Here is a 15587-nt window from a genome sequence, read left to right on the forward strand (position 1 = left end):
TATCTAGTTCTGTCCAAATAGCCCTTGGATTTGGACTACCATGTGCCATTTTTATCTAGTTCTGTCCAAATAACCAAAACCGAACCCCTTTAGATTTAACTCCTTGCTTTTTGATTTCTAAGGGGTTGTGTTGAGGCTCTCCGCCATCTCCAAATTGTTCTGGTAGGCAGCCATCGCTAGTTCATACCTCACCTTTTTGCTCACTTCCACGTAATCCGCTTCCTTCACAAGACCTGATAATGAATAACGGTGACCCCTGAAATCAACGTTCATTTCGGTGATTTGGTTGAATTTGAAACTCTCCACGGGAACGCCGTGCTCATCCTTCAACAGGTATTCCCCGTATTTCTCGTTGCATGTTTGTGCCACTTCCTCCATCACCTTGAAGGCATCGTCCGGGTTTTGTCTAAAGTTAAGGACAAGGCTTTCGTTCACCCGGCGCCTTCCCCGGCTCCCGTTTTGAAGTTCTGTGATATTACTATAGGAGACTGAATAGAGGAATCCGTCAAACTGGCGGATTTTGAGGTGGCGAATGCTGATTTCCTCGATTTTCCCCTGATGGTTTCCATTGATGATGACATAATCACCGTGATAGATCTGGCGCTCGAATAAGTATGTTAGCCCCATAATGTAATCGCGGATGATATGTTGAAAGATCAATGCCAAGGCACCGGCTACCACGACTGAACCAGTGAAAAGTCTTGACAGTTCAATGAAGTGGCTAAGCATATAAATAAAGAAGAACACTAGTCCCAATGCCTTTGTCACCTGATTAGCGAAATGCATCAATGTCTCTTCCCGCGGTTCATCTAAGAAGCTTGTTTTGTCAAAGAAAAGCTTAATTGATTTACGAATTAAATAAACCATAAGTATAATCAGTAGTGCCACCATTAAAACTTCTACAGGTTGGAACTTTCCCGAGAAAAACATCCTATCAACCCCCAATGTATTACACTATACCAAAAGAATATGGAAAAGTAGAAAAACCCCTACTTATTAAGCTCTTTTACTGTTCTTTATATAAAATAAAAACCTTGTATAAATGATATATAAGGTATATGATATTGTAAATAAAGCACAAGTTGGAAGATTATTCAAAAATAGGTAATGGTTCCTAAACTAAGGTGACCTACTATTACATGGTCAGAATCATAGACAGAACAAAGTAAGTATAGAAAATATCATTCACTAGTAACTTTCTAGAGAGATAGTAATCTCCAACCTCCTTAAATGTTATCTGATTCATTGTACGGGTGGAAGAAGGATATTTATCCTTATCTGCCTAGAGGGTTACCAGAAGTAGAAGAATGTTCTGAATGATTCCGGAAAAACGATTTTATTAAATATTTAGAAAATACTATTGACAATTTGTTAATAGAATATTAAATTATGTTTAATACTTTACTAAAGTAAATGAATAATACGTTCTCTTATCAAGAGTGGCAGAGGGACTGGCCCGATGACGCCCAGCAACCGTTCCGTATGGAATTGGTGCTAAATCCTGCAAAACAAGAAATTGTTTTGAGAGATAAGAGAGGAGTAGTCCTTAATTTGTGATGAAACCTCTCTTTTCTGGAGAGGTTTTTTTATATTTAGTATATTAAAACTCTCCTAAGAGCAACGTTGGTAAAAAGGCAAAAAGACAAAAAAAGGGGAGAAATCAACATGAAGAGGAATTTTTTAAGAAGTACATTTGTATCAGCAATCGCGGCCACACTTTTGCTTACAGGCTGTGCATCAGGGGGAGAAACAAAGAAAGCAACAGGAACGAATACTCCTATTGAAGGTGTACCTGAACGTTTTGCTAACGGGGACCAGCCTAAGATCAAAGTAATTCGTAAAATTGGTGGGGATGATCACACAGCTCAATTTTTAGCTGGTGCAAAACAAGAAGGTGAAGCACTTGGGTTCCAAGTGGATGTGTTTACTGCAAATGGAGATACGGCGAAATTTCATGATGCAATTAACCAAGCATTAAACCAAGATTATGATGGATTTATTATTTCGCACGGTGATGACGACGCAACCGTTAGAGACGTAGAAAAGATTGTAGATGCAGGAAAGAGCGTAGTCGCCTTTGATTCGAATGCAAACTTAACAAGTGTTGACGGTGTCACGCTTGTATCACAAGATGATGAAGCGTTAGCTACTCTGTCATTGGATCAATTAGTAAAGGAAACAAAAGGGGAAGCGAATATTGCATACTTATGGGTTGATGGTTTCCCGCCAATGGTTAGACGAAATAAAGTTTATGAAGATGTTTTAGCGAAAAATCCTGGCATTAAAGAAGTAGAGCGCTTTGGGGTAGCAGCAGCAGATACGAGTGTTCAAACCCAAAATGCTGTTGCAGCAATGTTGAATAAATATCCTAAGGGTGAACTAGATGCGATTTTCGCAACATGGGATGCTTTTGCGATCGGTGCTGCTCGTGCGTTAAAAGAAGCGGGTAGAGAAGAAGTTAAAATCTATGGAATCGATGTTTCAAATGCTGATTTGCAGGAAATCCAAAGAGAAGGCAGTGCTTGGAGATATACGGCAGCTGTTGATCCTAAGTTGATCGGTGCTGTAAATATGAGAATACTCGCAAAGAAATTAGCAGGCGAGGAAACACCACAAACTTATGATTTGCAGGCTTCACTTATCTCCCAAGAAGACCTTCAGAAATCAAAAGATCCTGTTAATATGGTTAATCTAACTGAAATCATTGAAGGATGGGGCCAATCAACAGAATTTGAAGAAGACTGGATGACGACGCTAAAGGAACACTATAAGAAGTAAGGGACTTATTGATAAACACTCTCTTTTTCACAAGATTAAGAGAGTGTTTCTTTGAAAGGACGGTGACATCATGACTACTCTAGAGATGAAGAATGTCTCAATTGAATTTCCTGGAGTAAAAGCCTTAAATGGGGTAGATTTTTCGGTTGAAAGCGGGAAAACCCATGCCTTAATCGGAGCTAATGGTGCTGGAAAATCGACACTAATGAAGGTTCTTTCAGGGGCATATGACCACTATACTGGTGAAATTTTAATGGATGGACAGGCACTTTCCATTCGTTCCCCCAAAAGTGCTATGGATTCAGGAATTCAAATTGTCTATCAGGAAGTGGATACAGCTCTAATCCCATATTTAACGGTAGCTGAAAATATCATGTTAATGGACACGGTACATAACATGGGAAAAAAACAATGGGTTAATTGGAAGCAAATGCATTCGAAAGCGGCCACCATCCTATCGGAAATAAATTTGACTCTGAATACAAAAAAACTAGTAAGTGAATTGACATTGGCAGAAAAACAAATGGTTTTAATCGCTAGAGCAGTATCGAAAGAATGTAAATTTCTCATTTTGGATGAACCGACAGCACCACTTAGTCATACAGAAACGAATGAATTATTTCGTATAGTACTAGAATTAAAAAGACGTAATGTTGGAATTATTTTTATATCACATCGACTTCCTGAGATTTTTAAGATTTGTGATGAGATTACGATTATGCGAAATGGGGAAGTTGTCGAGAGACAGAGAGTCTCGGATACCACTCAAAACAAAGTAGTGGAGCATATGCTTGGCCAAGAACTAGGTGAACAATTTCCTGAAAGATCTATAACCTTTGGAAATACGGTCCTTGAGGTAAAAGGACTTACAGATAGAGAGAAAATTAAAGGTTTCAGCATGCAAGTCAGAGCAGGAGAGATTGTGGGAATTGCCGGGCTTGTAGGTGCCGGTAAGACTGAATTCTGTAAAGCCCTGTTTGGGGCTGAAGGCAAATTAGTGGCGGGTGAAATCAAGGTGAACGGAAAAAGGGTTAGCGTTAAGAATCCGTATGAAGCTGTTAAGAATGGACTTGCCTTGGTCCCTGAAGAGCGCCGAAAAGAAGGTATTCTTGTAAATGAATCGGTTGAATCAAATTTATCTGTTGTGAATTTAGGACGTTTTTCAAAAGAATTAAGCTTTCTAGATCGGAAAAAAGAAAAGTTAGTTGCAAAAGCATTGATCAACCGTCTGGGAATCAAGACACCGTCAGAAGAAACAAAAGTTCAAAATCTTTCTGGAGGTAATCAACAAAAGGTTGCGATTGGAAAATGGCTGGTAGCTGAGGCAGATGTATATATCTTTGATGAGCCGACTAAAGGTGTAGATGTTGGCGCCAAAAAGGATATTTTTAATCTCATTGTCGAGCTGGCAAGCCGTGGAAAAGCTATTATTTATGCATCATCTGAAGCTTCAGAGATCATGGGAATTACCAATCGGGTCTACATTCTTTATGATGGAAAGTCAGTGAAGGAACTAGAAACAAACTCAACAAATGAAGAAGAACTATTATTCTATTCAACAGGGGGCAGGTAAGATGGAGGCAAACATATCAGCAAAGAAAAAGACCCCAACAAAAATGTCTTTTGATCTCTTCCAATTTTTATATAAATATGGAACGATTATTACGATCATTGCACTCATTATCCTATTTTCGTTGGCCAATCCATCTTTTATACAGGGAAATAATATTGTCAATATCTTGCGATCTATATCAATTGTCACAATCATTGCAATCGGAATTACAATTAGCTTAACCGTTAATGGATTCGATCTTTCCGTTGGATCGGTGGCATCCTTATCAAACGCGGTCGTTATTTCCATGTTTGTCTGGTTTTCGCAAAATACCTTTGTAGCCATTATCTCGGCAATGGCAGCAGCGTTAATTGTAGGGATATTGAACTCCATTATGATTGTAAAAATGCGGATTCCTGATATGTTATTGACCCTTGCGACGATGTTTATTATCCAGGGAACAGCATTGACCTATACAAAGGGAGCGACGGTCTCACAAAACATGGTGATGCCCGATGGGAAGATGGCTGAAGGTCTGATTAGTCCGTTTTTCTCAAAAATCGGTCAGGTACCTTGGATTATTCTGATCATGGTCGTTGTCGTAGTAGTGGTTCATATCTTTTTAACGTATACAAAACACGGAAGATACATGTATGTGATTGGGGGGAATACGGAAGCAGCAAGATTATCAGGAATTCCGGTTAATAAATACAAAGTAGCAGCCTACCTGCTTTCGGCACTTTTTGCAGCAATTGGCGGGATTGTCTTAGCTTCACGGGTGATGACATCTGAAATCAACTCAGGCGCGCCTTACTTAATGGATTCTGTAGCAGCAGCATTTATCGGATTTTCTGTTTTAGGTGCCGGTAAGCCCAATGCATTTGGAACCTTCGTAGGTGCAGTATTGATCGGGATATTAGCAAATGGCCTCGTGATGATGTCTGTTCCTTATTTCGCAATGGACATCGTAAAGGGAACGGTTTTAGCATTTGCGTTGGCCATTACATACTATAAACAAAAGTAAAAGCTCGGTTCGGGGGTCGGTACCTTCTCCGAGCTTTTTATTTTTGTTATAAAACAATTTGAAGTTAATTGTACTAGGCTGCAGGAATCAGTTTGATAATTGCGTCCTGTTCGAGAAACTTTATTCCACTCTTTGTTAAAGAAATTAGAGATACTACCATACACCACGGAGTACACATTACCAATCAAAAGATAAAAATATCAAATAAAAATTGCCAATTTATTAATTCAAAACACAAACAATTGTCACAGATATAATCTATATGTCGTGTTAATATTTCTAAGTGATTTCTATATGTTGTGTTAAGGAGGAAGGGTTATTAAGAAACTATATTGTGAATTAGAAGAAATTGTTGAAAGCAGCAATAAAGACATAGTTCAAGAAAATGCTAATGTTGACGGGATGTCACCAATGGGAATGATGTTACTCTTTGCTTCTGCATCATCAAAGGCATACACGATTGATCATTTATTGACTGAGGATGTAAAGAAAGCGTATAACGACGGATATATCCATATTCATGACCTCGACTTTTACGCAAGTGGTACGACTACATGCTGTCAAATTCCTTTAGCAAAGATCCTGAAAAATGGCTTTAATACAGGTCATGGTCATATGAGGGAACCTAAAAGCATTACTAGCGCCCTCGCTTTAACTAGCATTGTTTTTCAGTCAAATCAAAACAATCAACATGGTGGACAATCTATTCCAACATTTGATTATGATCTTGCCCGATATGTACGTCTAACCTTTGAAAATTACAAAAAACTCATTAGGGAAGTAATGCTGTTAGGCGACAACCTGGAAGAGAAACTGGTGGAAAAAGCATGGGAACTAACAGAGAGAGAGGTCTTCCAAGCTTGTGAAGCATTTATACATAATTCAAATTCCATGCATTCGCGTGGTGGAGCACAAGTCCCTTTTATCTCAATAAACTTAGGAACCGATACTTCTAAAGAAGGAAGAATGATTACGAAGAATATCCTATTGGCAACACAGAAAGGACTTGGTGACGGAGAAACGCCTATCTTTCCCATTATTGTGTTTAAGGTGAAAAACGGAGTGAACTTTAACGAGGGTGATCCAAACTATGATTTATACCGTTTATCTCTAGAAACAACCTCTAGACGGTTATTTCCGAACTATTTGTTCATTGATGCTCCGTTTAACCTACAATATTATAACGGAACCCCAGAGAGTGAAATAGCAACTATGGGGTGCCGCACAAGAACGATTTCAAATGTAAATGGACAGGAAACTCCTGTAGGGAGAGGGAATTTATCATTTACAACCGTTAATCTCCCACTTTTAGCAATAGAGTCTAATAGTGTAGAAGAATTCATGGGGAACCTTAACCATTATGTAGACCTTTCCGTTAGACAATTATATGAACGATATCTATATCAAGCACAGAAGAAGGCTTCTCAATTTAAGTTTCTTTATGGACAAGGTGTGTTTTCGAATGGGGAAGAGCTCGATCCGAATCAAAATCTAGCGGAGATTCTCAAACAAGGAACCTTGTCGGTAGGTTTTGTTGGATTAGCAGAGACATTGGTTCAACTGATTGGTACACACCATGGAGAAAGTGAGGAGGCCTTTCAGTTAGGATATGACATTGTATCGTTTATGAGAAACAAAATGGATCTTGCAACTGAAACATATGGTTTAAACTACACATTACTTGCAACTCCTGCCGAATCTTTTGCGGGTAAGGCTCTTCGTAAATGTCAAAGTAAACATGGAATCATTGAGCGAGTCACTGACAGAGAGTATTTTACGAATAGTTTCCACATTCCAGTTTATTACCCTATTCGAGCTATCGAAAAGATTCAAAAAGAAGCCCCTTTCCATGAACTAACAAACGCAGGACACATCACATACATTGAGCTAGACGGAGATGCTAGTAAGAATATTGATGCGCTTGATATCTTGGTGAGAGCTATGCAAAAGTACGGTGTAGGTTACGGAAGTATTAATCACCCTGTTGATCGATGTTTAGTTTGTAATCATAAGGGCATCATAGATCACACATGTCCAAAGTGTGGAAATCATGAGGAATCAAGAATTGAACGTATTCGACGTATCACGGGATACCTAGTTGGTAGTCTAGATAAATGGAATAATTCAAAGCGAAGTGAAGAAAAAGCTAGATTGAGACATAGTTAATTTCAAATAGATTGAAAGAAGGCTAAAAAGTGAGAGTAATGAATATCCTTCATGACAGTATAGTAGATGGAGAGGGTTTACGTACCGTTATTTTCTTTGCCGGATGTCCGCATTTCTGTCAAGGATGTCACAATCCCGAGTCGTGGAATATTTCTAGTGGAAGAGAAATGAGTATGGACGAAATTCTACTGGCAATAATGGGGAACGAGTTAACACAAGTAACACTTAGTGGTGGGGAACCTTTCTTACAGGCTAAAGAAGTAGAGGTGCTTGCTAGAAAAATAAAGCAAGCAGGAAAGAACATATGGTGCTATACAGGATTTTTATATGAAAGCCTTATTCCCAACCCAAGCTATAGGAAGTTATTATCATCTATTGATATATTAGTTGATGGGAAGTTTGAAATGCAGAATAGGGATATTAGTCTGTTGTTTAAAGGGAGCAGCAATCAACGAATAATTGATGTTAAACGGAGTATGATAGAAAACAATATTGTGCTATATAAAGAGAACCAATCTAAAGTCTCATTTCAGTCCTGAGTATTCCCGTATATTTTGTTTTTCATCAAATGGTCTAAAAAGTCTGAGAGATACTTCCTCTAGAAGGAGTATCTCTTTCACATTCATTTCTTTTTCTTTTCTTTATCCAAAAAGAAGGCTGTAATCCAGGATGTTATAGGGATAATTAAGGCTACACCAATACCGGCACATAAAATATTGATCATTTCTCCACTAAAAACCTTTGAATTTACAATAGTGCCAAGAGAATAAGATAAATCTTTAAACCATATGAGCATCGCTAAATATCCACCAAAAAAAGCGAAAAACAATGTATTCGTATTGGTTCCTAGTATATCTCTTCCTATACTTAGTCCGAACGTGAATAACTCTTTTCTATTAATAGTTGGGTTATGGTTTTTCATCTCTTGCATGGGGGAAGAAATGGAAATGGCCACGTCTGTGATCGCACCGATTGTACTCATAATCATCATAGCGGCAGCTATTTTAACAAAATCTACTCCTAAGTAAAGAGAAAAAGCAGTCAATTCTTCTGTCTCTTCTTCGCCAAAGCCTTGAATTTTGGCTTGATCAGTTATGACGACGATAAACAGAATAAGAATCGTAAAAGTAATCATAGTTGAGAGAAAAGCCGTTACGGTTTTCCTATTTACCTCATTAATATAAAAAAGAGTGATACAACTAATAACCGTACAGGCAATTAACGCTAGGATTACAGGATTGGCGAGTGGGTCTGTCATCATAAAAATTGTAAACAGGATGACGCAAAAATTAAGGAAGATGGCAATAAAAGACCTTGCTCCTTTTTTACCACCAACGAGTACCATTAACAAAAATAAAATACCACCAAGACAAACTAAGGTGTTCATTGTTTTGCCCTCTTTCGATTGATGAAGAGAATAGAGGTATACAAGCCAAATGGAATTGCTAAAACAATGCCAATTCCTCCTGCGAAAGCTCGCGCCAGTTCTAATGAAAGATTCATCGATAGGGTGTACCCCATGAGGTTTCCATTTTTCATATACAATATGAGCATTGGAATGGACCCACTAACGTAAGCGAAAAATAAAATATTCGTCATGGTTCCCATAATATCTCTCCCGATGTCCATTGCTGATGTTTTCAGCGCTTTCATGGAGATCTGAGGGTTTTGCTCATAAAGAGTAAATATAGAAGAAGACATCGTAATCGCCACGTCCATAACAGCACCTAGAGAACCAACTAACATACCTGCCATAAACACCATTTGTGGAGGACGCGTTAAAAATTGCATTTCTTCATAATGAAGACCTTCCTCTTTTGTAATCCACATTACAAGAGAGGTGATGAGAAAAGATATAAATGTTCCTAGTAAGGTAGCGATGATCGCAGCGTATGTTTTTTCATTAACCCCGTTTACTAGTAGCAAAGAAATTACCGTGAACAAGACCGCAGCAATGCCGCATGATAAAAGCAAACTAATCGTAGATGTATGTAAGTAAACATCTAATGCATAGGATAATAAAACAGCATTAACCGCTAGACTGACAATTGAAAATACTCCTTGCATTTTTCCTACTACTACTAAGATAAAAATAAAGATCCATGTCATCCATACGATATATTTATCCCGTTTGAGATCATAAATGGTTCCAGTTAAGTAGGACTCTTTCCTGTCTTTATCTATTGAAATGAATACCTCATTTCCGACTTCATAGTCTTGATCAAAAGCTCCAGAAGCCGAATACTCATTCATTAAGTAGATGCGTTCTCCTTTTAGTTCTCCGTTCTTTATTTCCGCAATGATACTTTGAGTAAAAAGCTGGTCTTTATTATTCTGAGAATCTACTACTTCTATTTTCTCTTTTAGCTGTGTATCAACAACCTTTGCGATTGTCCGATCATAAAAGGAATCATTATGATAAACAAAAAGAATTGAGGCAAGAAAAGAAATAATGGTAATAGAAAACAATAGTATTTGCTTAAATGTTAACCCTTTAATGGTATTTCTTATCAATTTCATGTAATCCTCCAATAGGGGAAAGTTGCTATGTATTCATAGAATGGACTAAGAATAACAGGAATATTTTTAATGAGTCAAGTCGATAACACCATTTCTTAAAACAATTCAAGTTAAGGGATATTGTTTAATGGCTATTCAATTGAAGTCTATCTGCTTTATAAACAAACGAGGCAGGGGAGGTTTGTTCCAAAAAAAAACTGTCCTTACAGACAGTTTTTTGATAATTATCGTATTGTTAATGAATCCTGTTATTAGCTATACTATCATCAACTATATCGTTAACTTTTTTTATGGCTTGTTCCACCATTTCATCAGCAATCATTACAATGTCCGTATCATACATTTCTTCTTTCGATACATTAAATTGCAGTTTTTCAGCGTAAGGAGCTCGTCTATTCATCATAAAGGCAGAAGTCACCTCACAATATTTATCACGCGCTTCTTCAACGTTTAACTTTCCTGTAACAATGTCGTTCATCAAATTAAGGGCAAGGATATTAGCGGCTTCCATATCGCATCGGGATGATACTTCTCCTCTTGTTCTTTCGACAATGACACTTCCATCAAATTTAGCAAGTTCGCTAAACATTTCAGGTGGAACAGAGTAGTTAATATAGTTCTCAATAACATCGGTATGGGGTTGTGGAAAATCGTGTGGAATTTCATCACGATAAACAATTGTACGTTTCCATTATCCATTGTTATACCAGATTAATCTACTCTGAGTTGCTTCGTTTGGAGGACCATATTGGGCGATTGTAAGGTTTGCTACCTTTTTAGACATAGAGCTCCAATCATTTATAATACTTTCAACATTGTCCATAGCAACCACAGTATCGGTCGTTTGTTCAGCACCTCCAAAAGTTTGTACCTTGAAATCACTCACCATTGCTGTTGCAGTAGTTTTCAATTTTTCTTCTTGTTCCAAATTTATCAACCTCTTCATATATGTAGTTTTTTTAGTTTTTGATACTTTTAACAATATATACTTCATGGTTATTTATCTGCATATTGAACAAAAGGGGCAGGATAATTTTTCTTATCAAAAATACTATCTTCTTTTTCTCTTACGTGATAGATTCTTTTTAAAAAGGATTTTTGAAGTAAAATGAAAAAATATAAATCATATATTCAAGAAATAGTCCCTTTATACTTCCCATTTGAGAACTGGGAGATTGTCCCCGGGCCAAGTGGGGTAAACAATACAACTGTATTTATTCTGGCAAACAATGAGAAATACGTACTGAGATTTTATGAAACTCATCAAGATGAAGACAAGGTAAACTTTGAACATGCTGTATTACTCGCATTAAAAGAACGGCCTATGTCCTTATCCACACCAGTTCCGATGAGAACAAAAGATGGGAAAACCATTGTCAAAACTCCATCCGGATCACTTACAGGAGTGTTTCAATTTATCGATGGGGCGAATCCTGCACTAGAGGACTTTGAAGAAATATATTCATTTGGTAAGGCGGCTGGCCAACTTACTGCAGAGCTTGCCGAGGTCAGTGTAAATCAACTGCCGGTATATAGACCGTATTATGATATGGATAGTACACACCCCAGATGTTCTATTGATCAGATTAAAGATTTTTCCCTAAATCCACCGAAGGACTTTGTTGAAGTAGCTCAAGAATTATTAATTATCTACAAACAACTAGTTTCATTTCAACACAGAATCCCATTTTTAAAAAGACTTCCTCATCAGCTCGTCCATGGAGATTTAAATGCTTCCAACATTCTTTCGGCTGGAGATGGAAAGATTTCTGCCATTCTTGATTTTGAATTTGTTACCAATGATTTACGAGTAATGGAAGTTGCGGTTTGTATTTCCGATTTTATAGACGATAAAGAGGATGAGACCATTATTTTAAAAAAGATTGCTTCCTTCTTAACGGGATATGGCAGTAAGATTAGGCTGACAGAAGAAGAAATTAATGCCCTCCCGCTTCTAATCCAGCTACGAAGTTTAGATGTGTTTGTCCATTTTCTTGGCCGCTATTGGGACGGGGTCGACTCTATTGACATAGTAAAGAAATATATTCGTAAGGCTGCACGAAGAGTTTCATGGATTTTAATACATCATGATAAGGTCATCAAATTCTGTGATACTTTGGGTCTAAAAAAAATGTGAGGAATTCCTTCACAAAGTTATAGGAAATGCCGAACATCCAAGTAAGGCAAAGGAGTCCGGCTTTTTTCTTTAATTCAAGATTTTAAACAATTATGTGAATTAACCTCTAGCTATATGTCACTTCCTAATTGAGGGATGATAATTTTAAAGTGGGTTCCTAACGATGTACTATTCACAACAACAATATCTCCACGGTGTTCAAAGATGATTTTTTTTACAAACGGAAGTCCCATTCCTGTTCCATTATCTTTTGACGATACAAAGGGATCAAAAATACGGTCCCAATCAGATTCCGAGATTCCTTTTCCCGTATCGAAAAAGTCAATCAGAATATAATCTTCATTAATACTTGTAAGAATCGTTATTTTTCGTTCTTCTCTATCTGGGGGAATCGCTTCTGAACTATTTTTAATTAGATTGATAAACACTTGCTGCAAATACGATTTATTCACAAAGGCCATTAGAGATTGATAGGAGTCAACTAACTTAATTTCGATATTGTTTTGATTGGTAAATTCCGTAGACAATTCAATCGAATCTCTAATGATAGAGACAATGTTCTCCGCTTGAAAGCTCATTTTAGAATGAATAATATATTCGTTAAAATTGAATGAGAGCTGTTCTAATTGTTCCGTCGCTTTATATATCATATCCAGGGACCCCTGCTGCATCTCAGTCAACTCTTTATCTTCCTTGATAAGCTTAGAGAAACCTCTGATAATGGTCGATGTATTTTTCATCTCATGGATAAGACTACCAACAAAGTTACCCGTAAAATCCAACTTTTTTTGCCTTTCCCTAAGTTGGTAATAATTAACTTCAATAATGGCGTTCAATTTAATGAATTCAAATATAACCATTATTGAAAAAATAATTACTCCTAAACTCCCCATGATAATTCCTGTTTCAGGATTAAAGTTAAACAACCCGAGTAGAAACAACAGTAATGTGTAAAGGGAGAAATGTTTTAAGAAAGTGCTAATGTTTTTGTTGCGAATCTTTGTAGAGATATAAAATAAAAAGAGCAAAAATATAATTAAATTAGCCATATGAACAATATAAAGCCCAGACCATTCACCGTATACAGGAAAATAAAACTCAATAGTCGAATCGGAAATACTCCTTTTTTCCAAGCCTTTCATTCCAAAGTCTGTCCAACAACTAATGAAATAAACAAAAGAAGTCCATATAATCAAAGCAATCAACATTTTCATAGTAAATATATAGTTGACTACTCTATTTAAGATAGAGTCGTTTTTTAAGGTAACCGAAAAACTTCTTATCGTACAATAGGCAACGAAAAATATAGCTGGTACGGAGAAGGTTGGAGCAAACCTTAAAATTCTAAATAACCAAAAAGCTGTCTGTTCGTCAAACAGAGCCGTGAAGTAAAGTACACCTATCCCTTGTTGCCAACCCGATATCATCACCATAAACAAGTTGATCCCTAGTGTTAGATTCGCCTCTTTATAAATTTTATTAACACTAAGCGCCAACACAATAGGGATTATTCCAATAGCGCAAACCAATAATCCAATAATCATACAAGGTTACTCCTATTACTCTTAACATAAAAATACATGTAAAGTTTAATTTTACATGATTATTTAGTATTTGTATTTCTATTTCGTCATAATCATGAGCTAAAATTATAACACAAACAAAAATAAATCTTACATACCTAATAAGTAGAATTTGTTTCTAAAATAGGGGGATTGATTCTAAGGATAATACCTTTTGCTACGGGATTCCTTATTGTAAAAAGGAGGTTTTCACTATGTTTATTGAGGGAGGTTAGTTTATCAAGAAATCTGAGTATTGTAGTACAAAACCAGCCGATAAGCAGGGAGGATGACAAGAGACCCTTAAAGAGTCTCTTGTCTAAGAACCATCTATTTATTTTTGGAAATGACAGAAGTTTTTTAGTGCTTCATCGTTTTCTTGTCTATTGTTTCGTACAAACGACAAACTATTTCTATATAGCCTCAAGCGAACGGATATCTCTCGTTTATGTTTATCCATTATTACTTAAAATGTGTATGATTCCCCATCATCTGGTACTAAAACATTAAGGGAGATTCCTTTTTCTTTAGCAAAACTTTTTAATTCTTTCCTCGATAATGTCCAATGATTAACAGCCTCCATATGGACAGCAATAATTTTAGCGTTAGGAGCAGCCTTATATACTTCAAAGACATCTTCTTTCCCCATGACTAACGAACCACCTTGAATGAATTGATTATCTCCAGCATTTACAACAATGACATCTGGTTTATGTGTGTCGATTTCTTCTTGAACTCCTTCATACCACACAGTATCGCCAGCAATATATACTGTTTTTTCAGTTGGGTGTTTGAATACAACACCGCACACTTCACCAGCAAGTTTAAGGATTTCGCCTCTTCCATGCTCGCCTTTAGTTTTTATTAATTGAATACTTTCAAAGGCTGTACCCTTTAGTATGACTTCTACGTTGTGGAAACCAGCATTTCGAATCTTGGTTGCATCCTCTTCATTTTGAACAAATATTTTGATCTCTTTTGGTAATATTTCTTTAGCTGCTTTATCCCAATGGTCAGGATGAGTATGAGTCACGATGACTGCATCTACGTTGACAATATTGTTAATGGATGTTGGTAAGTTTTCTAAAGGAAAGTTTTGGTCGCCTTGTGGTGCTTGTGAAGCTGGATTTGGCATAGGAGGATAAGCACCTTTTTCTGCTAACATAGGATCAATTAAAAACTTCTTCCCAGCGTATTCAACAACTGTTGTTGCATTACGAATTTGTTGTATATTCATATTTATTAGCTCCTTTTTGTTGTAATCTCTTTCGAACAATGTATATTCTAAACTAGGACCTAATGACGGATACATAGATTAAATAAAGTGTTTTGGTGGTTTTACTTTATTTATGAAAGGAGTTAAATAAAATGTTGGATAACACGGATATTCTTATCCTGGATGAACTATCCAAGAATAGTCGGATTACGATGAAAGAATTGGGAGAAAAAGTCCATTTGACTGGACCAGCTACTTCAGCGAGAGTGGCAAAATTAGAGGATAGAGGAGTTATTGAGGGATATACAATTAAAGTTAACCAAGTCAAATTGGGATTTTATATACATGCTTATCTAACTATCATTACACAGAGCACTAACCATCAGCCGTATTTATCGTTCCTCAAAACGCAGGAACAATATCTTATACATAACTATAAAATCAGTGGAGATGGTTGTTATCTTCTTGAATGTAAATTTCCTTCCAATGAACGAATGAGTGAATTTTTAGAAGGGTTAAACAAGCATGCAAACTATAAATTATCGATTGTTATTGATAAATAGTAATGTGAATAAATGTCCTTAAACAAATGGGTGGGATAGTTCAATAAGAATATATAATAACCAGTAAAA

General features: G+C 36.7%; 14 protein-coding genes and 1 riboswitch. Of the genes, 7 read left to right on the forward strand and 7 right to left on the reverse strand.

The features are described 5' to 3' along the window. Positions 1-117: 117 nt before the first annotated feature. A complete protein-coding gene (locus BKO01S_RS13400) occupies positions 118-930 on the reverse strand; it encodes a mechanosensitive ion channel family protein (RefSeq protein ID WP_066054628.1) in 813 nt (270 codons plus the stop codon). Positions 931-1427: 497 nt separating this feature from the next. Further along, positions 1428-1535: riboswitch (SAM riboswitch) on the forward strand. Between the two features lie 130 nt (positions 1536-1665). Here BKO01S_RS13400 and BKO01S_RS13405 point away from each other — a divergent pair. From BKO01S_RS13405 to nrdG, 5 genes are all read left to right on the forward strand, one after another. Then, the gene (locus tag BKO01S_RS13405) at positions 1666-2778 is read left to right on the forward strand and encodes a sugar ABC transporter substrate-binding protein (protein WP_066054631.1); all 1113 of its coding nucleotides are present in this window, start codon (positions 1666-1668) and stop codon (positions 2776-2778) included. 70 nt (positions 2779-2848) lie between these two features. After that, positions 2849-4351, forward strand: a complete 1503-nt coding sequence (locus BKO01S_RS13410; RefSeq protein WP_066054635.1) for a sugar ABC transporter ATP-binding protein — start codon at positions 2849-2851, stop codon at positions 4349-4351. 1 nt (position 4352) lies between these two features. Further along, a complete protein-coding gene (locus BKO01S_RS13415) occupies positions 4353-5354 on the forward strand; it encodes an ABC transporter permease (protein WP_066054637.1) in 1002 nt (333 codons plus the stop codon). A gap of 318 nt (positions 5355-5672) precedes the next feature. Continuing rightward, entirely contained in the window at positions 5673-7520 is a 1848-nt protein-coding gene (locus tag BKO01S_RS13420) for an anaerobic ribonucleoside triphosphate reductase (protein WP_066054640.1), read from the forward strand. 29 nt (positions 7521-7549) lie between these two features. Then, entirely contained in the window at positions 7550-8059 is a 510-nt protein-coding gene (gene nrdG / locus BKO01S_RS13425; RefSeq protein WP_066054643.1) for an anaerobic ribonucleoside-triphosphate reductase activating protein, read from the forward strand. 83 nt (positions 8060-8142) lie between these two features. On the opposite strand, the gene BKO01S_RS13430 is transcribed toward nrdG, so the two are convergent. From BKO01S_RS13430 to BKO01S_RS13445, 4 genes are all read right to left on the reverse strand, one after another. After that, entirely contained in the window at positions 8143-8907 is a 765-nt protein-coding gene (locus BKO01S_RS13430) for a YibE/F family protein (protein WP_066054648.1), read from the reverse strand. Beyond that, positions 8904-10040 (reverse strand): YibE/F family protein, encoded by a 1137-nt coding sequence (locus BKO01S_RS13435; protein WP_066054652.1) that lies wholly within the window; start codon positions 10038-10040, stop codon positions 8904-8906. The genes BKO01S_RS13430 and BKO01S_RS13435 overlap by 4 nt, the downstream gene beginning before the upstream one ends. 235 nt (positions 10041-10275) lie before the next feature. After that, positions 10276-10629 (reverse strand): hypothetical protein, encoded by a 354-nt coding sequence (locus BKO01S_RS13440; protein WP_157077372.1) that lies wholly within the window; start codon positions 10627-10629, stop codon positions 10276-10278. Positions 10630-10731: 102 nt separating this feature from the next. Beyond that, entirely contained in the window at positions 10732-10968 is a 237-nt protein-coding gene (locus tag BKO01S_RS13445) for a hypothetical protein (RefSeq protein WP_066054657.1), read from the reverse strand. Positions 10969-11148: 180 nt separating this feature from the next. On the opposite strand from BKO01S_RS13445, the gene BKO01S_RS13450 reads away from it, so the two are divergent. After that, on the forward strand, positions 11149-12177 hold the full coding sequence (locus tag BKO01S_RS13450) for a phosphotransferase (RefSeq protein ID WP_066054660.1): 1029 nt from the start codon (positions 11149-11151) through the stop codon (positions 12175-12177). 110 nt (positions 12178-12287) lie between these two features. Here BKO01S_RS13450 and BKO01S_RS13455 read toward each other — a convergent pair whose 3' ends face one another. Both BKO01S_RS13455 and BKO01S_RS13460 read right to left on the reverse strand, forming a co-directional pair. Further along, positions 12288-13721 (reverse strand): sensor histidine kinase, encoded by a 1434-nt coding sequence (locus BKO01S_RS13455; RefSeq protein ID WP_066054664.1) that lies wholly within the window; start codon positions 13719-13721, stop codon positions 12288-12290. Positions 13722-14205: 484 nt separating this feature from the next. Next, the gene (locus tag BKO01S_RS13460) at positions 14206-14976 is read right to left on the reverse strand and encodes an MBL fold metallo-hydrolase (protein ID WP_066054667.1); all 771 of its coding nucleotides are present in this window, start codon (positions 14974-14976) and stop codon (positions 14206-14208) included. A 131-nt stretch (positions 14977-15107) separates the two neighbouring features. Between BKO01S_RS13460 and BKO01S_RS13465 the strand changes: the two genes are divergently transcribed. Beyond that, positions 15108-15518 (forward strand): Lrp/AsnC family transcriptional regulator, encoded by a 411-nt coding sequence (locus BKO01S_RS13465; RefSeq protein WP_066054670.1) that lies wholly within the window; start codon positions 15108-15110, stop codon positions 15516-15518. The last annotated feature ends 69 nt before the right edge of the window (positions 15519-15587 follow it).

The sequence above is a fragment of the Robertmurraya korlensis NBRC 107688 genome (assembly GCF_001591645.1).
Taxonomy (GTDB): domain Bacteria; phylum Bacillota; class Bacilli; order Bacillales; family Cytobacillaceae; genus Robertmurraya_A.